The sequence below is a fragment of the Marinihelvus fidelis genome (assembly GCF_008725655.1).
Taxonomy (GTDB): domain Bacteria; phylum Pseudomonadota; class Gammaproteobacteria; order Xanthomonadales; family SZUA-36; genus Marinihelvus; species Marinihelvus fidelis.
On sequence record NZ_VYXP01000004.1, the window covers coordinates 210,820 to 229,282 of the forward strand.

General features: G+C 63.1%; 19 protein-coding genes. 3 read left to right on the forward strand and 16 right to left on the reverse strand.

Translation table 11 applies throughout. The features are described from left to right. Positions 1–22: 22 nt before the first annotated feature. Positions 23–844, forward strand: coding sequence for an endonuclease/exonuclease/phosphatase family protein (locus F3N42_RS07410; protein ID WP_150863780.1), 822 nt, complete (start codon positions 23–25; stop codon positions 842–844). Positions 845–875: 31 nt separating this feature from the next. Here F3N42_RS07410 and F3N42_RS07415 read toward each other — a convergent pair whose 3' ends face one another. The 14 genes from F3N42_RS07415 to F3N42_RS07480 form a co-directional block, all read right to left on the reverse strand. Next, the gene (locus tag F3N42_RS07415; RefSeq protein ID WP_150863781.1) at positions 876–1,412 is read right to left on the reverse strand and encodes a DNA-3-methyladenine glycosylase I; all 537 of its coding nucleotides are present in this window, start codon (positions 1,410–1,412) and stop codon (positions 876–878) included. Between the two features lie 24 nt (positions 1,413–1,436). Beyond that, positions 1,437–5,726 carry a DEAD/DEAH box helicase gene (locus F3N42_RS07420; RefSeq protein ID WP_224784792.1) on the reverse strand — a complete coding sequence of 1,430 codons (4,290 nt, stop codon included), beginning with the start codon at positions 5,724–5,726 and terminating at the stop codon, positions 1,437–1,439. A 226-nt stretch (positions 5,727–5,952) separates the two neighbouring features. Beyond that, positions 5,953–6,165, reverse strand: coding sequence for a type II toxin-antitoxin system HicA family toxin (locus F3N42_RS15860; protein ID WP_150863782.1), 213 nt, complete (start codon positions 6,163–6,165; stop codon positions 5,953–5,955). Then, positions 6,162–6,365 carry a type II toxin-antitoxin system HicB family antitoxin gene (locus F3N42_RS07430; protein ID WP_150863783.1) on the reverse strand — a complete coding sequence of 68 codons (204 nt, stop codon included), beginning with the start codon at positions 6,363–6,365 and terminating at the stop codon, positions 6,162–6,164. The genes F3N42_RS15860 and F3N42_RS07430 overlap by 4 nt, the downstream gene beginning before the upstream one ends. A gap of 109 nt (positions 6,366–6,474) precedes the next feature. Then, positions 6,475–6,774 carry a type II toxin-antitoxin system RelE/ParE family toxin gene (locus F3N42_RS15905; protein WP_150863784.1) on the reverse strand — a complete coding sequence of 100 codons (300 nt, stop codon included), beginning with the start codon at positions 6,772–6,774 and terminating at the stop codon, positions 6,475–6,477. Further along, positions 6,771–7,010, reverse strand: coding sequence for an addiction module protein (locus F3N42_RS07440; protein WP_150863785.1), 240 nt, complete (start codon positions 7,008–7,010; stop codon positions 6,771–6,773). Before F3N42_RS07440 ends, F3N42_RS15905 begins: the two co-directional genes overlap by 4 nt. Positions 7,011–7,145: 135 nt before the next feature. Then, positions 7,146–8,000: an IS3 family transposase gene (locus F3N42_RS07445; RefSeq protein WP_150863786.1), complete on the reverse strand. Its 855-nt coding sequence runs from the start codon at positions 7,998–8,000 to the stop codon at positions 7,146–7,148. Continuing rightward, positions 7,997–8,362: a transposase gene (locus tag F3N42_RS07450; protein WP_150863787.1), complete on the reverse strand. Its 366-nt coding sequence runs from the start codon at positions 8,360–8,362 to the stop codon at positions 7,997–7,999. Before F3N42_RS07450 ends, F3N42_RS07445 begins: the two co-directional genes overlap by 4 nt. A gap of 102 nt (positions 8,363–8,464) precedes the next feature. After that, positions 8,465–8,764 carry a hypothetical protein gene (locus tag F3N42_RS07455; RefSeq protein ID WP_150863788.1) on the reverse strand — a complete coding sequence of 100 codons (300 nt, stop codon included), beginning with the start codon at positions 8,762–8,764 and terminating at the stop codon, positions 8,465–8,467. Positions 8,765–8,853: 89 nt separating this feature from the next. Next, positions 8,854–9,171 (reverse strand): type II toxin-antitoxin system RelE/ParE family toxin, encoded by a 318-nt coding sequence (locus F3N42_RS07460; RefSeq protein ID WP_150863789.1) that lies wholly within the window; start codon positions 9,169–9,171, stop codon positions 8,854–8,856. Next, positions 9,159–9,416: a type II toxin-antitoxin system prevent-host-death family antitoxin gene (locus F3N42_RS07465; protein ID WP_150863790.1), complete on the reverse strand. Its 258-nt coding sequence runs from the start codon at positions 9,414–9,416 to the stop codon at positions 9,159–9,161. Before F3N42_RS07465 ends, F3N42_RS07460 begins: the two co-directional genes overlap by 13 nt. A gap of 774 nt (positions 9,417–10,190) precedes the next feature. Further along, the gene (locus F3N42_RS07470) at positions 10,191–11,384 is read right to left on the reverse strand and encodes an amino acid aminotransferase (protein WP_150863791.1); all 1,194 of its coding nucleotides are present in this window, start codon (positions 11,382–11,384) and stop codon (positions 10,191–10,193) included. A gap of 96 nt (positions 11,385–11,480) precedes the next feature. Further along, positions 11,481–11,885, reverse strand: a complete 405-nt coding sequence (locus F3N42_RS07475; protein ID WP_191621295.1) for a hypothetical protein — start codon at positions 11,883–11,885, stop codon at positions 11,481–11,483. Positions 11,886–11,932: 47 nt separating this feature from the next. Then, positions 11,933–13,849 carry a CBS domain-containing protein gene (locus F3N42_RS07480; protein WP_224784798.1) on the reverse strand — a complete coding sequence of 639 codons (1,917 nt, stop codon included), beginning with the start codon at positions 13,847–13,849 and terminating at the stop codon, positions 11,933–11,935. A 194-nt stretch (positions 13,850–14,043) separates the two neighbouring features. Here F3N42_RS07480 and F3N42_RS07485 point away from each other — a divergent pair, with 194 nt between their 5' ends. Beyond that, positions 14,044–15,741 carry an AMP-binding protein gene (locus F3N42_RS07485; protein WP_150863793.1) on the forward strand — a complete coding sequence of 566 codons (1,698 nt, stop codon included), beginning with the start codon at positions 14,044–14,046 and terminating at the stop codon, positions 15,739–15,741. On the opposite strand, the gene dinB is transcribed toward F3N42_RS07485, so the two are convergent. Next, positions 15,710–16,876, reverse strand: coding sequence for a DNA polymerase IV (gene dinB, locus F3N42_RS07490; RefSeq protein WP_150863794.1), 1,167 nt, complete (start codon positions 16,874–16,876; stop codon positions 15,710–15,712). The two genes, F3N42_RS07485 and dinB, sit on opposite strands and share 32 nt — an antisense overlap. Positions 16,877–16,937: 61 nt before the next feature. Between dinB and F3N42_RS07495 the strand changes: the two genes are divergently transcribed. Then, on the forward strand, positions 16,938–18,104 hold the full coding sequence (locus F3N42_RS07495; protein WP_191621296.1) for an aminotransferase class V-fold PLP-dependent enzyme: 1,167 nt from the start codon (positions 16,938–16,940) through the stop codon (positions 18,102–18,104). 2 nt (positions 18,105–18,106) lie between these two features. On the opposite strand, the gene F3N42_RS07500 is transcribed toward F3N42_RS07495, so the two are convergent. Continuing rightward, complete coding sequence (locus F3N42_RS07500; RefSeq protein ID WP_150863796.1) at positions 18,107–18,448, reverse strand: PilZ domain-containing protein; 342 nt, start codon at positions 18,446–18,448, stop codon at positions 18,107–18,109. Positions 18,449–18,463 lie beyond the last annotated feature (15 nt).

Consider the following 18,463-nt stretch of genomic DNA (forward strand, 5'->3'; position numbering starts at 1 on the left):
TCAATCACGGGGGACCCTGACGATGGCCAAGCTGTACTCCTTCGCATCATGGAACGTGGAGCACTTTTCCGGTGAGCCCGGGCGTGTCGCCCGCGTGGTGGACCTGCTCAAGGAAGTGAACCCCGACGTGTTTGCGCTGTACGAGGTCAAGAGCGGCTCGGTGTTCGGCGCACTGATGGACGGCATGCCGACGCACTCGTTCTCCATCACCGAGAACACCACCAACCCGCTGGCGACCGAAACCCTGGTGGGTGTTCGCCGCAGCATCCAGCACTTTGTCACCCAGCGTGAAGAGTTCAAGGCGAAGATGCCGAGCCTGCGCCCGGGTGCCCTGGCCACACTACGCAAGAATGGGGTCGACACCTGCTTCCTGTTCCTGCACGTGAAATCTTTCGATTACCCCCTGGCCTGGGGCCTTCGCGACGACATGTTCAAGCACGCGGCCAGCCTGAAACGCACGCTGGACAAGCTGTCGGGTGATGGCGAGAACGGCCGTCTGCTGGTGCTGGGCGACCTGAACACCATGGGCCTGAGCGCGGCCTACAACGACGTCAGCGATATCGATGGCGCGCAGGAACTGGCGTTCCTGGAAAAGCGCTTCCGCGCGGTAGACATGCGGCTGCTTTCAAAGACCCATCCGGACAGTTGGTGGAACGGCAGGGACAACTGGGCACCCAGTTCACTGGACCATGTTTTTGCCAGTGAAGAACTGTCCTTCAAGACCTTTGACGGCGCGGATATCCGGGTCCACGGCTGGCCGGAAAAGAACACCCTGACGCAGAAGCGAGCCTGGATCGACAACTTCTCGGACCATGCGCTGCTCTACGGCGAGATCCATACCTGATGGTGGCGAAGTTGATATCGGCGCTGGTGGCTCATGCACCCTGCCAGCGCGGTCCGGTGGCCCGTATTCGAGCCTGCACCGGGCAGTCCTCGCGGTGCGCGCCCGGCAGGTAGCCGGTACTCATCAGGAACTCACCGGTGATCTCGCCACCGGTGAACTTGAAAGTCTTGCGAAACAGCTTGACCCAGCCGGCCTTGTCCAGGGGGTGATGGGCATCCAGCCAGGCGCCAAAACCGCCGTGTGATTCGCGCAGGCCCTGAAGCACGCGGGCATTGTGAATGGCCGCGTCGACCTTCAGGCGGTTGCGGATGATGCCCGGGTCGGAGAGCAGGCGCTCGCGGTCACCGGCATCGAATGCGGCGACCGCGTCGATGTCGAAGCCGGCGTAGGCCTGCTTGAAGCCGTCCCGCTTGTTCAGGATGGTCAGCCATGACAGGCCGGCCTGGTTGATCTCCAGCACCAGGCGCTCGAACAAGGCGTTGTCATCGGTGATGGGAAAGCCGTACTCATCATCGTGATACGGCCCGTGGACCGGGTGATCGGGGGCGAAATCGCAATAGCTCGACATGCCTGTGCTCCGTAAATGGGGTTGCTACCTGGCTTTGCGCCAGGGGGTCACAATGGTTAAGCGCTCTGAGGCGCTGCGCCGTGCGCGATCACTGATGCCCGGGAGCATCTCAGCCTCGCCATTGACCAGGCGGGCCACCGGCAAGCCGCCTTCCAGCAGGATGCGGTTACCCATGGTGGCCGGTGTGCGCGGGCCGGGAACCAGGTATCCCCCCAGGTTGAGCGGGTCCGTGGCCGAGATGACGGCCAGTGCCGGTCGCTCCACGGGCACCGCGGCCTGGCGCAGCGCACCGATGGCCTCGGGCAAGGCGAACTGCTCGCCTGAAAAACCATCGACGAAATGGCCGCCACGCACCTCGCCGCGATCCTCCATCCGACGGAGGTAGCGCAGGATGTCGCGCCAGGGCGGCGCCATCGGTTCGCGGGCCAGGACGGCGCGGAACACAACGCCGTAACGCCGCAGCAGCGCGTCGCAGACCGTGGCCATGCGTTGCTGGCCCTGGTCCGCGGGACGGTCGGTATCTGCAGGCAGGTCCGGCAGCAGGCTCCAGCGCCCCACCGGCCCAACGGCGTGCGTGCCCCGGCGGCGGGATTGCTGGCGTCGCTTGGCGCTTTCCGGTCGTAACAGCCAGCGAAGCGGTGAGAACGCATCGGCATGAATCCGGCCCTGGTAGACCAGCGATTTCAGCCCGTCTTCCAGTTGCGGCGCCAACATGCCAGTGTCGCGCTCCAGGTCGTCCATGAACAGGGCGCCACCAGACGTGAGAGACTGGATTATTTTAGTGCCATATCCCGATGTATTTAAACCTGTTTTACCTTCTTCTCCTGCGGCCCTGGCATGGGGCTGGCGCCAGTGCGCAAGATGGCCACGGGGCACCAGCGCCACTGGTGACGAGGCCACCACCTGCTGCGCAGACGGCTGGCCCTGCAGCGGCCTGAACCAGGCCAGCGTGCCGGAAAGGAAGCGCTGGTCCAGTTCCGGCACCTCCACCGGCCCACACCGTGCACGGAGCAAGGCGCTTTCCCAGGCATCCACCGGCGCCGACCAGCCTTCCAGCAGCCCCAGCGCCTGGTCCAGGCCGACGGGCTCGGACAGCGCGTGCCAGGCCGCCAGGAAGTGCATAAAGGCCTCGGGCGATACGGGGCGCACCGACTGGCGACGGTGCTCGCGGCTGTAGCGGTGAATCCGCGCCAGCAGGCGACGCTCACACCACAGGTTCTGCCCCTCCATTCGAATGGCGAAGCCCTCGGCCCGCAGCACTTCGAGCGCGGACAGCAACCGCGGCTGTGGCAGGCCAAAATCCAGCGACAAGGATTCGGCAGCGACCGGGCCCAGGCCGGTCAGGCGGTCGCGCAGCAAGGCGACCAATGCTGCCTGTTCGTCTTCGGCGACCGGGCCGATGGGCTCGATCCCGGGAGTCCGCTCGCTTCCGCCATGCACGGCCAGGACCTCGCCCAGGCGCTCGGCCGCAACCCAGGCATCCCAGCCATCCGCCGTGGTGACGCGGCAGGCGCGATGATCATCCGCCAGGGCCTCGAACCAGGCGGCCCAACGGCTTGCATGGCCACCGGCACCATCACGGCTTTGCCCGTTGGTGTATTCATGCCGGGCCAGGAAACCCAGCTGCAGCAGGCCGTCATGCAGTTCGTCGGCATCGCGCGGACGGATCCAGGCCTCCTCGCGCACCTGGCGGGTGGCCTCGACACTGATGATGCGCAGCGTGTCGGCCCGCCCCAGGTCATCGGGCTCGGCGGAAATCGCGCGGGTCCGCCGATCCTCCGCCTCGCCATCATCGAGGAAGGCGTAGGGCCGTGCGTTGATGATCTCCCGAGCCAACGGTGAAGGGCCGGTCAAGTCGGCGCAATGGACCTCGATGTCACCGGCCTGCAGCCCTTCCAGCAGGCGCACCAGGCCATCGACATCCATCGTGTCACGCAGGCAGTCGTCAATGGCCTGGTGGACCAGGGGGTGGTCGGGTATCTCGCGCGCACCCGCCAGGTTTTCGGCGCAGGCAATCTGGTCCGGGAAGACCACGGACACCAGGTCTTCGGCCTGGTTACGCTGCCACTGCGCCGGCAGGCGGCGGCCATTGCGCATGCGCTGCACCGCCAGCGCGATGGTCGCGTCCCAGCGCCAGCGTGCGTCGAACATCGGCGCGTCCAGCAGCGCCTGTGTCAACACGCTCTCGGCGGTGGCGGGTTTCAGGTAGCCGGCGACATCGGCAAGCTCGAAACTGTGGGTCTCCCCCAAAGACAGGATCAGCGCGTCCTCCAGCGCCGAAGCCTGCAGCTCGAAATTGAACTGGCGGCAGAAGCGTTTCCTGAGCGCCAGGCCCCAGGCACGCATCAGCCGGGAACCCAGCGGCGCGTGCACGACCAGGTGCATGTCGCCCGTGTCATCGAAAAAGCGCTCCAGCACGATCCGGCCATCCGTGGGCAAGGTACCCATGGCCTGCCAGGCCGCCTGCAGGTATTCCAGTAACTGGTCGACGGCTACGGCGGGCAGGCCGTCGTCCGCGAGTTGATTGCGCGCGGCCTGGGTATCGCCCGTTTCGAAGGCCTGCTGCAAAAAGCCACGAAGTGACGACACCGCCTCGCTCAGCTCATCACTGCGCCCGGGCCGGTCACCCACCCAGAACGGCAGCGTGGGCGGCAGGCCGGCGGCGTCCTCCACCAGCACCCTGCCCTGTTCCACCTTGAGGATGCGGAAACTGCTGTTGCCCAGCTGGAAAATGTCCCCGGGCAGGCTCTCGAAGGAAAAGTCCTCGCCCAGCGTACCGATACGCACGCCGCGCGGCACCAGGATGACGTCGTAGTCGAACTGGTCGGGTATCGCGCCGCCATTCTGCAGCGCCGTCAGGCGTGCCGCGGGCCGCGCCCGCAGGCGGCCATTGACGGCATCGTGGAACAGCCACGCCGAGCGCCGACCGCGCCGGGTGGCGTAACCCTCGGACAGCATGCGTACCACACCGTCGAACTGCTCACGGGCAAGCTCACGGTAAGGCCAGGAACGCCGAACCGCATGGAACAGTTCGTCGCAGCGCCACTCGCGCGCGCTGACCTCGGCCACCAGCTGTTGCGCCAGGACATCCAGCGGCGCCTCCGGCATCCGAATGGCGTCCAGCTGCCCCTGCGACACCGCGCGCAACAGCGCGGCGCATTCCACCAGGTCATCGCGCGACAGCGGGAACAGGCGCCCGCGCGGCAGGCCGCCCACGGTATGCCCGGACCGGCCCACGCGCTGCAACAGCGCTGAAATACCGCCGGGCGAGCCCAACTGGCAGACCAGGTCGACATGGCCTATATCGATACCCAGTTCCAGTGAAGCCGTGGCCACCAGCGCACGCAGCCGACCCTCTTTCAGCGCCTGCTCCGACTCCAGCCGGTGCTCGCGCGACAGGCTGCCGTGGTGCGCGGTGACCGCGTCCTCTCCCAGGCGCTCGGCCAGGTGCCGGGCCACGCGTTCGGCCAGCCGTCGGGTGTTCACGAAGATCAACGTGGTGCGGTAGCCGTCGGCCAGTTCCGCCAGCCGGTCATAGATCTCGGTCCAGGCCTCGTTGGCCATGACCGCGGTCAACGGCGAGTCGGTCATCTCCAGTGCCAGGTCCATGGCCCGCCGGTGGCCGGTATCGACAATGGCGCAGTCGCCGCCCCCGGTCAGGAACTGCCCGACCACCTCGATGGGTTTTTGCGTGGCCGACAGGCCGATGCGTCGCGGCCGCGCCGCACACAGCGCATCCAGCCGCGCCAGCGACAGCGACAGGTGGCTGCCCCGCTTGCTGCCGGCCACGGCATGAATTTCATCGACGATGACGGTCTCGACACCCTCGAGCATCGCCCGCCCCGAATCCGACGTCAGCAGCAGGTACAGCGACTCCGGCGTCGTGACCAGGATATGCGGCGGCCGCTTGGCCATTTTCGCGCGCTCCCCAGCCGGAGTGTCGCCGGTGCGCACGGCGGCGCGAATGCCGGCCGCCGGGGCACCCTGCCCCGCCAGCGCGGCCTCGATGCCCGCCAGTGGCGCCTCGAGGTTGCGGTGAATGTCGTTGGACAGCGCCTTGAGCGGCGACACGTAGAGCACGAGCACGCGGTCCGGCAACGGCGCACGGTGGCTACGCCGGACCAGGTCATCGATGGCATTGAGAAAAGCCGCCAGTGTCTTGCCGCTGCCGGTCGGCGCGGCGACCAGGGTGTCGCGGCCATCGGCAATGGCCTGCCAGGCCGCATCCTGCACATCCGTCGGGCCGTCGAACGCGCCCTCAAACCAGGTCGCGACTGGCTCACTGAACAGCTTCCTGGCAGATGTTTGGCTCACGGACAGAGTCTAGCGCACGGCGTTCTCATAAGTTGAGAACGCCCACGCGGCGCTGGCAACCAACGGTTGATACGCCAATTCAGTATGACATGATCATCGAGGAGGCCCATGCCTTGACCTCCCTGATTAACAGAAATGACTGTCCATCAGAGTGGTGCAAGATCAGCGGCTGCGTAGCGGACGTCTGAGCAGCCCCTGGGCTGCGATTTAAATGGATTGTTAGGCATCAGAGATCACCCGGTTCCAGACCAGTATGTTTGGCGATGCGCGCCAACATGCGAGGTCCGATCTCATCGCGATCGTGGAAAGCGAAAACATAGTTGGAAAAGCCGGGGCGCTGCAGCACCTTGTGGAAACCCGATGTTCGCTTTACCGACCAACCTATTTTGAGCAATGCGCGCAGGACCTTTCGGGCTTTCGTACTTGGCCAGTCAGTCACGCAGCAAAGGAAATGGTGAGAGGAGACGAAAGTTGCTCGCCACTCTCAATTCTTGCAGCCATCTCACGAAGCGCCAGCGCCTCTGCCTGTGCAATGGCCTCGGCCCGGGTGGTGCCGTATTTCATAACGCCTGGTAGCTCAACGATCTCTGCTATCCAGCGACCGTCAACCTCTTGCTCAGTTTCGATGGTGAAGTTCATAAAACTATCTTACCTCAGCGACGCACCATTGCATGCCTAACGTTGGACTTAAACAGCGGCCGCGTGGCGGACGTCTGAGCAGCCGCCAGGCTGCGATTTAAATGGATTGTTATGTGCGAACCCGATCGCGCCATCGATCGGGAGCCTGACTTGGGTGAAAGAGCGCGAGAACAAGCACCAGATCACCCTCAACCCGGTAGAGCAAACCATGTGGAAATGTTTCCAAAGGCCAGCACCTGATCCCGAACTCGCGTTCCTGCATGGCAAGCGGTTGTTCTGCGAGTAATTCGACAGCCTGCTCAATTGCAATCTGCAACCTCCGGGCAAGCTCGGGCTGAATGTCCCTGTAGTGCGCCTTTTCTCGACGAATGTCCTCACGGGCGGATGCCAGAAAACGAACTGGCGTCAAAGGTCATCTGCCCGCAGTGACGAAAATACCTCGTCTGCCGGAATCGCCTCCTCCTTGCCCTGCAAATAAGCCTGAAACCGGCGGTCGGCTTCTTGAAGCCAAGCCTGTTCAATCCGAGCAGGATCAACGCTTGGGCGTGTCTCAAGACTCTCCAGCAAATGAGCAACTAGCCGAGCACGTTCATCAAAGGAAAGCGTAAGCGCTTCGGACTCAATCGATTCTGCGGAAGCGGACATTTTCACCTCGTAACTGAATCAGCGTGGGAACCACTTTACACCCGTTGAACTATTCTGCGCATGTTGTGGCGCAACTTACTCTGCACATAACGTTGGAATTAAGCGGCGTGATCTTGCACCACTTTTGTGGACACTTTACGCACACAGTTTTGCGTACTCCTGTGGCGTGCGATAACCGAGTGACGAGTGAAGTCGCTCCCGATTGTAGAACTCAGTATATGCGACGATTTTCGCCGTCGCCTCGATGCGATCATTGAAAGTTCGGCGCCGTACGCATTCGCTTTTCATGCTGTGGAAGTAAGACTCCACCATGGCGTTGTCCAGCAGTTTGCCCTTGCGGCTCATGCTACGCACCAGTCCTGCCGACCTCAGTAAGTCACGGTACTCATGAGCCGCATATTCGATGCCCTGATCGGAGTGGAACAGGCACCCTGGAACCGGGTGTGCCCTGGCCAGCGCCATATTCAATGCACTGGTAGTCAGCTCCGTACCGCGCTTGCGCCCGAAGGACCAGCCCACCACCTGGCGGCTGTACAGATCGAGCACCACCGCGTGGTACAGCCAGCCCTGTCGGGTACGCACGTAGGTAAAGTCTCCGGCCCACTGATGCCCGGGCCGGCGCGGCGTATCCAGCTCCGCCAGGCGGTTGCTGGTGGAGGAGTAAAGCGCCTGCCGACCGGGCCGCCATTGATACAAGCCCGTGCTGGAGGCCTTGATGCCCAGCTCCCGCATCAGCCGATTAATGCGGCGCCGTGAACAGCGCCAACCGCGCTGCACCAGGGCGCGGTGCAGGCGGGGTGCGCCGTAGCAGCGGCGAAAGCCCTGGTGTAGCTCACCGATGACCGCCTTGAGTCGTTCATCATGGCGTCGGTGTGCACTGACCGGGCGTGCGCGCCAGGCGTAGTAACCACTGCGCGATACCCCCAGTAAGTGACACAAGTGGCGTATGTTGCTGGTTTTGCGGTTCTCCTCGATAAAGGCGAACTTCACCTTTTTGTTTTCGCGAAGAACTGCTTGGCTTTTTTTAACAGCTCCAGCTCCTCCTCGCGCTGGGCCAGAGCTTTCTCCAACTGCTTAATCCGACGCTTCGCTGCAGTGAGTTCCTCTGCCTTGGACTGACCAGGATCGGCCCGGCGACGCTTGGGTGAGTCATCTTTGGTTTTCATGTGACGGTTCTCGCGCAACTCACCCCTACGGTACTCCATCTGCCAGCGATAGAGCATGACCGGATGAAGCCCGAGGCACTCGGCCACAGTCTTGGACATAACTTCAGGGTGATTGGCTAGCCTAACGGCGGTGAGCTTGTAGCCAAGGGTATATCGATCGTAGTGACGCTTGCGGGTCTGGCCCATGCCTTGACCTCCTTGATTGACAGAAATGACTGTCCATCAAAGTGGTGCAAGTTCAGCGCCGCTTGCGGCGTCCGTCTTTGATGACTTGTTAGGCAACATTGCCTAGCCCTCGCTCAGCGGCCGCTGTGTGATTGGATTTAGCAAGACATCATCTCCCTGGCCTTGCTGCATTTTCTCCAGTAACTCCTGAAGCAGCACCATCCCAGCGTCGATCGCTCGACCCTTCGCCCAATCGAACTCTTTGTGTGAGAAAGGCCAATTCTCTCCCAGGGGAAATCGTCCTTGCATACGCCCCAACTCGTTGATTTGAAGCAAAAGGCTCTCCATCTCAGCAGGAAAAGAACTCATTCCATGTATCACGAGATCGGAAAGCGGATTGTCATGTGGTTTACCGTTGGCCACTCGTTGCCCCTGTTGCCTAACGTTGGAATTAAATAGCGGCTGCGTAGCGGACGTCTGAGCAGCCCCTGGGCTGCGGTTTAAATGGATTGTTAGCTTTCATCCCCCGGGCCCCTCTCAAGTTTGTCTTCCTTCAGCAACTGCTCGAATCGCATAACATGAAGGATGAATACGCTATTTCCAGTATCGCGGTAAAAAATTCGGCATGGAGACTCGACCAAGTGACGATAGCGCGAATCTTCGAGCTCACTTGGGACCGGCCCTAATTTTGGATGCTGCTCGAGCTTCTCAACGTGAGCAAAAACTCTCTGAACCAACGCCCTGGCGGCGCCCGGGTTTTCAATCGCAATATAGTCTGCAATAGCGTCCAGATCCGATAGCGCAGGATCCGTCCAGATTACTTCAGCCATCGCGACATTTTGGCCTTGGCTTCCTCGTGAGTCAGGGTTCTTCCTTCGTCAATAGCTCGTTCGCCTCGTGCGATACCTTCCAGGATGCTCATTCGGGACTGGAGCCGATTGAAGCTCTCAACATCAACCAGGTACGCGGACGGTAAGCCGTGTTGTGTAATGAGGATAGGCTTTTTTTCACGCTCAAGATCGGCCAACAAGTCAGTCGCTTTTCGCTTGAGCGTCGTTACGAGTTCAGTTCTCATGCTGTGATACTAAAGTATCACTTCGCGATGAGCAATCACTGTAAAGCTAACGTTGGAATTAAACAGCGGCCGCGTAGCGGACGTCTGAGCAGCCCCTGGGCTGCGATTTAAATGGATTGTTAACTGCCAACTTGGCAACTCCCATAGATATCTCGCGTATCTGCTTGCTTATACACTTGGTTCCAAGCGCCATCATTTTGATAGTTAACTACCACGCTGCTCTCAAAGACATGGACAGTAATCTTGTCGCTTGCATAGTAGTACCCAACAGCAGGAGTGGCCAAATAGCTCCGCCACCCAGAGTTGTTGGACTCTAACCAAGCCCTGATACGTTCATGGCTTTTAGTTCCAGCCTCCGTTCGCCCCTCGCAGGTTTCCCAGGCGATTGGGAGGTGCTTGGCAAAATCAATGCGCTGAGGGCGCTCAAACCATAGAACTACGCCAGCCAACGAGAGCCCAACAACCAGCACCAAAATTGCAATGTACTTGAAGAGTTTCACCGCTGGTTTGATGGCAGTTAACTATATTTGATGAGCAGGAGTTCGATTTAATCGCAAAGATGTGATTTCGCGCATTATAAATACTCCTTTTGTTGCTGTTTATAAAGTACTTTTTTGGTGAATTGGCGTCAACATTAAGTGAGTACTGTCGCGATAAACAGCAAATATCCCGAATAAGGAGTTCCCCCTATCCATCGCTGTTTACGCGGGCCTGAAAATTAAAAAGCCGGCTGACAGTGCAGCCGGCTCTGTGAACCTGGTGAAATGCTGGCTGTTAGCTCATCAGCGGTGCCACGGCCTTTGCGATGGGTTCAATAGTGGCGCCCTGTAGCCCGGCTATGTTGATGCGGCTGTCGCGCACCATGTACAGATGTTGGTCTTCGCGCAGGGTGTCTACTTCGTTCTGGGTCAGGCCCAGCAAGCTGAACATGCCACGTTGATGGCTAATCCAGCTGAAGTCCAGGTCGCTGCGTTCGTTGGCCAGCGCCTGGGCGAATTTGTTGCGCAGGCCCTGGATGCGGCCACGCATCTCGTTCACTTCGTCCAGCCACAGCTGGTGGAGTTTGGGGTCTTCGAAGATGCCGGCCACGATCAGCGGGCCGTGCGCGGGTGACATGCTGTAGCTGCCGCGGGCCACGTTGGCGGCCTGGGTTTCCAGTACCTTCCTGTGGCTGGGGTCCTTGCCCATGATCAGCAGGGCGCCGGTTCTTTCGCGGTACAGGCCGAAGTTCTTTGAGCACGATACGGCTACGAACATTTCCGGCAGGCGCTCTGCGGCGGCGCGGATCACCGCGGCGTCCTGGTCCAGGCCGTCGCCCAGGCCCTGGTAGGCCAGGTCGAACAGCGGCAGGATGTCGCGCTCTTCGATAATGTCCAGCACCTGTTCCCAGGTGGCGGCGTCGGGGTCTTCGCCGGTGGGGTTGTGTGACGAGGCCTGCAACACAATCAGGCTTTGCGGCGGAATGCGCGACAGGCTGTCCAGCATCTGGTCCACTTCCAGTTGGTGCGTGGACGGGCTGTAGTAGGGGTACTCCTCCAGCGCCAGGCCGGCTGCGGTCATCAGGCCGCGGTGGTTGCCCCAGGTGGGGTTGCTCAGGTACACCGTGTCCCCGCTACCGGTGCGGCGGTACATGTCGGCCGCCACGCGCAGCGCGCCGCAGCCGCCGGGGGTCTGGATGACCGCTGTGCGCGATTCCACCGTGCCGTCCACCGGGCCCAGAACCATTCTCCGGATGCCTTCGCGGAACCCGGCCACGCCCAGTGGTGGCAGGTAAGCCTTGCTGGCCTGCGTCTCGATCAGTCGACGCTCGGATTCCGCCACGGCGCGCATCACCGGGGTGTTGCCCTGGTTGTCCTTGTAAACGCCCACGGTCAGGTCGATCTTGTCGGGGGAATGATCCGCCTGGTAAGCCGTCATCAGGCCCAGGATTGCGTCGGGTGGAATTTCTTTCAGCTTGTCGAACGCCATTTCAATCTCTGTGTACGTACGGGCCCTGCATAGTACCTTCAGCGCGGCGCAAAGAGGAGATGAAAATGGCTGTCCGGGTAGTGCCCGGCCTGGTGGCTAGCGAATGACCACCCGCCAGTCGGCCCGCCACAACAACCAGTCGCCACCTTCACGGATCCAGGTGGTTTCGACGTCGTAGACCTGCCCTTCTTCAGGGATCAGGCTGCCGCCGCCGGTGACCAGAACCTTGAAGGTTGCGGTGGCGAAGTTGCCGCCGTCGTCGGTGACGGTAATGGGGAACAGTTGGGCGCGGATGCGGCTGTGGCGGTTGATTTGCAGGGTCATGAAGCGCATGAAGTCCTGGCGCTGCATCTGGCCGTTGCGGCCTTCGAAGTCCTCGGCCACGTGGCCCATGAAGGCGATGGGGGCGCCCTCCTCCGCCGCGGTTTCCATGGCGTCGATGGTGGCGCGGACCTGGTCCTCGACGCTGTCGCTGCTGCATGACATGAGCATTGTGCTCAACATCAGTAAAACCAGCGCGGACGCGAAGCGGTGTGCGAAGGCGCCGCTCACTCTTCTTCGGCCAGGTAGCGCTCGAGCAGTTGCGAGGAGACGACGATCAGGTCGTGTTCGGTGACCAGGCCGACCAGCTTGCCGTTTTCGACCACGGGCAGGCAGGCGAGTTTGTGCTCGCGCATCAGGCGGATGGCGTCGACGGTCTGGGTGTCCGGGGTGACGGTGATCGGGTCGGGTTTCATGATCTCGCTGACGGTGACCTTGCCGCTTTCGTTCAGCTTGCCGTTGGCGACCAGGCGCAGCAGCGCGCGGTGTGAGACCAGGCCCACCAGTTCGCCGTCATCGCCTTCCACGGGCACGTGGCGCACGTGGCGCCAGTCCATCAGGCTGGCGGCGAAGTCGACGATGTCGTCGTCGCGGACGGTGAACAGGTCGGTGACCATGAACTGGCCGACAAAGCGGTAGCTGTCGCGCCAGTCGAGCTTTTCGCAGAAGGTGGCCAGCTGCCAGTGACTGACCGGCTCGCCGGCCGATTGCTGCTGCACCATCGACGACACCAGGCAGCGCATGCGCTGGTCGGGTGTGCCCTGCCCCTTCATGCCGGCCACGGACTCCAGCATCCAGCGCGCACCGGTGCGGCGCTTCTCCACTCGATCCTGGATCACGCCCAGGTAGCGGTTGATGTCGTCGCCGTCGATGCCCACGGCGTGCAGGCCGGAGCGGGCCAGCGGCAGCAACTGGTCCAGGATCAGCTCCTTGGCGGTCAGGTACTGGTCGTCGTACCAGTGCAGCTGGGCGCGCAGGCCGTCGCGGGCGGCGGCGAGGAAATTGGCCTTCACATCGGAAAACTCGAAGCGGTCGCGGACATCGTCGCCGGCATCGGCAAAGCCAGCCATCATGCCGAAGAAGAACGCCGCGTTGGCCACTTCGTCCAGCACCGTGGGCCCGGAAGGAATCACCCGGTTTTCGATGCGCAGGTGCGCGATACCGTTGTGGACGCCGTAGCACGGGCGGTTCCAGCGGTAGACGGTGCCGTTGTGCAGCCGCAATGCGTTCAGCCGGGGCGGCTCGCCGCGCTCGACCATGCCCAGCGGGTCGTCCTCGGTGTCGGTGGTCAGGATCACGCGGAACCGCGCGATGTCCTCTTTGAATATCTCCACCACGGACTCGTCGACCCAGTGGTCGCCAAAGTGCACACGGGGTTTCAGGCCGCGGGTGCGGTGGGTTTCCGAGCGCGCGTCCACGGAGTGCTCGAACACGGCGATGCGGCTTTCCTGCCACAGCCGGTGCCCCAGCAGGATGGGTGAATTCACCGCCGCGGCCATCAGCGGCGCCGTGACCACCTGGGCGATGTTGTAGAGCCGCGCGAACTCGTCCGGGCCCACCTGCAGGTGAATCTGGAAGCTGGTGTTGCAGGCTTCCAGCATGACGTTGTCATGGCGGACGGTGAGCTGGTCGATGCCGTTGATCGTGAACTCAAAGTCCTTGCCGCGCAGCCGCCGCAGCGCGTCGTTCAGCGCGTGGTAGCGCGCCATGGGCACCATCGCGTCCAGGCCCAGCTGGTCGCGGCCCAGGGTCGGCAGGATGCCGGCCAGGGCAATCTCGCAGCCGGCATCATGGGCCGCATTGCGGGCCATGGCATAGACCTCCTGCGCCTCCTGCTCCATGCGGCGCAGGCAGTGCCGGTCCATGTTCTGGACACCCAGGTTGGCTTCCAGGTTGAACAGGCCCAGTTCGTGCGTGAAGCGCGGGTCGTCAATGCGATCGAGAATGTCCAGCGCCGCCAGCGCCGGTTTCCAGGCGCGGTTAACGATGAACATTTCCTGCTCGGCGCCAATGCGTCGCTGGCCGACTTCGAGCATGCCCTTGTCGAGCATGCGTTCCAGGGCCTGGACCTCGTCCAGCAGCGACTTCATGAAGGCCTGGCGAACCCCTTCATCGTCGGTCGTGCGAACGTTAGCTTCACCCACGGGCGTGGTCTCTGGGGGATACGGGCATGCTGCCTTGTTCCGGTAGCGTTGAAGCGATGATAAACAGTGTGGCACGGTGCGGCAAACGGCGCCGCGCCCGGTGCCGCTTGTCTGTGACCTTGTGCCTGTGATGGAATGATTCGATTGGAGACGCGAACCCGGCTCATCGCGCCCGTAACCGGAGACAGAAAAACATGATGGAAAGACCCTGGCTGGAGCATTATGCCGAGGGCGTGCCTGCCCGCATTGACCTGACCGAATACCATTCCGTCGTGGATATTTTTGAGCAGGCCTGTGACGAGTTCCGTGACCAGCCGGCCTTCGAGAATTTCGGCACCCGCTTGGACTTCGCCACGCTGGACCAGCTGAGCCGCAATTTCGCCGCCGCGCTGCAGGCGCGGGGCATCGCGCCCGGTGACCGCATCGCCCTGATGATGCCCAACCTGCTGCAGTACCCGGTGGCGCTGTTTGGCGCCCTGCGCGCCGGTGCGGTGGTGGTCAACACCAACCCGCTGTACACCGCACGTGAACTGCGTCACCAGCTGCTGGACTCCGGCGCGCGCGCGATTGTCGTAGTCGACAACTATGCTCACGTGGTGCAGCGGGTGATGAAGGATGTGCCGCTGGAGTTCGTGTTCACCACCGGCATCGGCGACATGGTGTCGTTCCCGAAGGGCGCGGTGCTGAATTTCATCCTGAAGTACGTCCGCCGCGTGGTGCCGGACTACGACATTCCCGGCGCCGAGCGCTTCAGCAAGGTGCTGGAAGAAGGCCGCTCGCAGCCGCTGAACAAGCCGCCGCTGGGCTTCGAGGACATCGCTTTCCTGCAGTACACCGGCGGCACCACCGGCGTGGCCAAGGGCGCCATGCTCACCCACCGCAACATGGTCGCCAACATGCTGCAGGCCAAGGCCTGGCTGGGCAACCTGAGGGCCGGCAGCGAGATCATTGTCACCGCGCTGCCGCTGTACCATATCTTTGCCTTGACGGCGAACTGCCTGGTGTTCATGGCGCTGGGCGGCAAGAACCTGCTGATCACCAACCCCAGGGACATGCCCGGCTTCGTCAAGGAACTGTCGAAGCACAAGTTCACCGCCATTACCGGCGTCAACACGCTGTTCAACGGCCTGCTTAACACGTCGGGCTTCGACAAGCTGGATTTCTCCTCGCTCAAGCTGACGCTGGGCGGCGGCATGGCCGTGCAGCGCGCCGTAGCCGAGCGCTGGAAGCGGGTGACCAACACCACCCTGGTCGAGGCCTATGGCCTGACCGAGACGTCGCCGGCGGCCTGCATCAACCCGATGACGCTGGAAGACTACAACGGCTGCATCGGCCTGCCCATTTCGTCCACCGACTGCGCCATTCGCGGCGAGGATGGCGAGTGGCTGCCGCCGGGTGAAGTGGGCGAGCTATGCGTGCGCGGCCCGCAGGTCATGAAGGGTTACTGGCAGCGGCCGAAGGAAACCGAGGAGGTGCTCGACGACATGGGCTGGCTGCGCACCGGTGACATGGCGGAAATGTCGCCCGAGGGCTATTTCCGCATCGTCGACCGCAAGAAGGACATGATCCTGGTGTCCGGCTTCAACGTCTATCCCAACGAGATTGAAGACGTGGTGGCCGATCACCCGAAGGTGCTCGAGGTGGCCGCCATCGGCATCGAGGACGAGCATTCGGGCGAAGTGGTCAAGCTGTGCGTGGTCAAGAAGGACCCGTCGCTGACCGAGGCCGAACTGGTGGCGTACTGCCGCGAGAACCTGACCGGCTACAAGCGGCCGAAAGAGATCGAGTTCTTTGATGAGTTGCCGAAGTCCAATGTAGGCAAGATCCTGCGCAAGGAACTGCGCGCCCGCGAGGCGGGGGTCAGCGACGCAGCGGACGGCGCCCCAGCGTAAGCCCGCGCACCAGCTTGGCGTCGCCAAAGCGCCCGGTGATCGCGTCAATCGCCGAATCCAGCCCGCCGCTGCCCGTGGCGGGCTCAATCGCCTCGCTGAACCCCGAGACCCCGATACCCAGCAGCCGCACCGGCGTGTAGCGGTGCTCCGCCAGCCAGCGTTCCAGCAGGCTCCTGCCCACCTGGTAGAGGCCGCGGGTCTGGCTGGTGGGCGCGCGCAGCGTCAGGCTGCGGGTGGCGGTCTGGAAGCGACCATCCCTGATCTTCAGGTGCACCGTGCGTGCCGCCAGGTGCTGCTTACGCACGCGCCGCATCACCGCTTCCGACAGCGCCAGCAGTTCCGCCCGCAACGCGCGCTCGTCGGTCAGGTTGCGGTCGAAGGTAATCTCGTGGCTGATCGACTTGTCCGGCCGGGCCGGCACCACCTCGCGGTCGTCGATGCCGTTGGCCAGGGCCACGAAGTGCCCTACCTGGTTGCCCAGCACCGTCTTTAGCGCGCCGCCGTCGGCGCGGCGCAGCTGGCCGATGGTCAGCACGCCAATTGCGCGCAGGCGGGGCTCGGTGCGCTTGCCGATGCCCCACAACCGCCCCACCGGCATCGGGTCCAGGAAAGCCTGCGCACGGTCCTCGCTGACGGACACGAAGCCATTGGGCTTTTCCGCATCCGAGGCCAGCTTGGCCAGGAACTTGTTGTGAGCGATACCGACGCTGGCCGCCAGGCCGGTTGCAGCCAGGATATCGTCGCGGATGCGCTCGCCGATGGCCTCGCGGCTGCCAAACAGTTTCAGGCTGCCGGTGACATCCAGGAAAGCCTCGTCCAGCGACAGCCCCTCGACCAGCGGCGTGTAGCGCCTGAACTGCTCGAACACCAGGGCCGAGACCTCGCGGTAGCGCGACAGGCGCGGTGACAGGTAGGTCGCCCCTGGCGCCAGCCGGCGGGCCTGCGCCACCGGCATGGCGGAGCGCACACCCAGCGCGCGGGCCGCGTAGCTGGCGGCCGAGACCACGCCGCGCGGGCCCAGCCCGCCAACGATGACGGCCTTATCTCCCAGTTCGGGGTCGTCATGCTGCTCCACGGACGCGTAAAACGCATCCATGTCGACATGAATGATGGCCCTGGAGGGGTTCGCGGACATGGGTTCCGGGTTGCCTGTGCCGTGGCTTGAGGCACCACGATCTTGCCGTCATTATAGGCCGATGAATGATGCCCTGGACACGGCCGCGATCGACGCCCTGCTGACCGATGAGTTTCCTTCGCTGGACCGCCACCTGTACGTCAACCATGCGGCCATTTCGCCCTGGCCACGGCGGGTGGCCGATGTCGTCAGCACCTTTGCCAGCACCAACCGGGATGAAGGCGCCCTGCGCTACCCGCAGTGGCTGAAGACCGCGGCCGGCCTGCGCGAGCGTGCGGCGCGGATGATCGGCGCGGACAGTGGCGGTGACATTGCCATGGTGGCCAACACCACCGAGGGCGTGGATATTGTCGCCCGCGGCCTGCCCTGGCGCGACGGCGACAACATCGTCACCGTCGACGGCGAGTTCCCCACCAACCGTATGGCCTGGGAGCGACTGGCCGCGGTCGGGGTGAGCCTGCGCAGCGTCGATATCCGCGCCACCGACGACCCGGAAGCGGAGCTGCTGGCCCAGGTTGATGAGCGCACCCGTCTGATGACCGTCAGCGCGGTGCAATGGACCGACGGTTTCCGGCTCGACCTGGCGCGCCTGGGCTCGGGATGCCGCCAGGCCGGCGCCGCGTTCTTCGTCGACGCCATCCAGCAGCTGGGTGCCCTGCCCATTGATGTCACGGCCTGCCACATCGATTTCCTGGCCTGCGGCGGACACAAGTGGCTGATGGCGCCGGAAGGCATCGGCCTGTTCTACATTGCCAGGCCCTGGCAGGAACGGCTGGTGGCGGCCAGGGCCGGCTGGCGAATGGTCGAGCGCCCTTATGACATGGACTCGGCCGCCCAGAGCGATGCCACCGACGCGCGGCAATTCGAGCCCGGCACGCCCAACACCATGGGGCAGCTCGCGCTGGACGCGAGTCTGTCACTGATCGAGGCCATCGGCGCTGAAGAGGCCCGCCGCCGCGTACTGGCCAATACCCAGGCGCTGGTCACGGGGCTGGAGGCCATGCCGTCGGTCAGGGTGCTGAGCCCCTCGGCGCCGGAGCGGCGCTCGGGCATCGTACTGTTCGAGGTGCCGGGGCGTTCGGCGCAGGCGCTGTGCGGCGAACTGGGCCGCCATGGCGTGATCTGCGCGCCACGCGGTGGCGTGCGGCTGTCACCGCACCTCTACCAGGGCAAGGCGCAGATGGAACAGGTGCTTGAACGGGTTGAACAGGTGGCCGGCGGCCACTGAGGCTACATCGTGTAGGTTTTCTTGTCGCTCTTCATCAGGTTGGCGAGGTGCGACTCGATGATGGTGCGGGCGTGGGCGCCATCGGGCGTATCGGCGAATTGCACGCCGATGCCGGGGCGGCGGTTGCCTTGTGAACCTGGCGGCGTGATCCACACCACTTTGCCCGGGATGGGCAGGCGTTCTTCCAGGTCCATCAGCGTCAACAGCAGGAAGACTTCATCCCCCAGGTTGAAACGCTTGGTGCTCTGGACGAACAGGCCACCACCATTCACAAATGGCATGTAGGCGCTGTAAAGCGACGGTTTGTCGTTGATGGTGAGTGACAGAATGCCTTGCTGTGCCATGTTCTTGGTATCCCC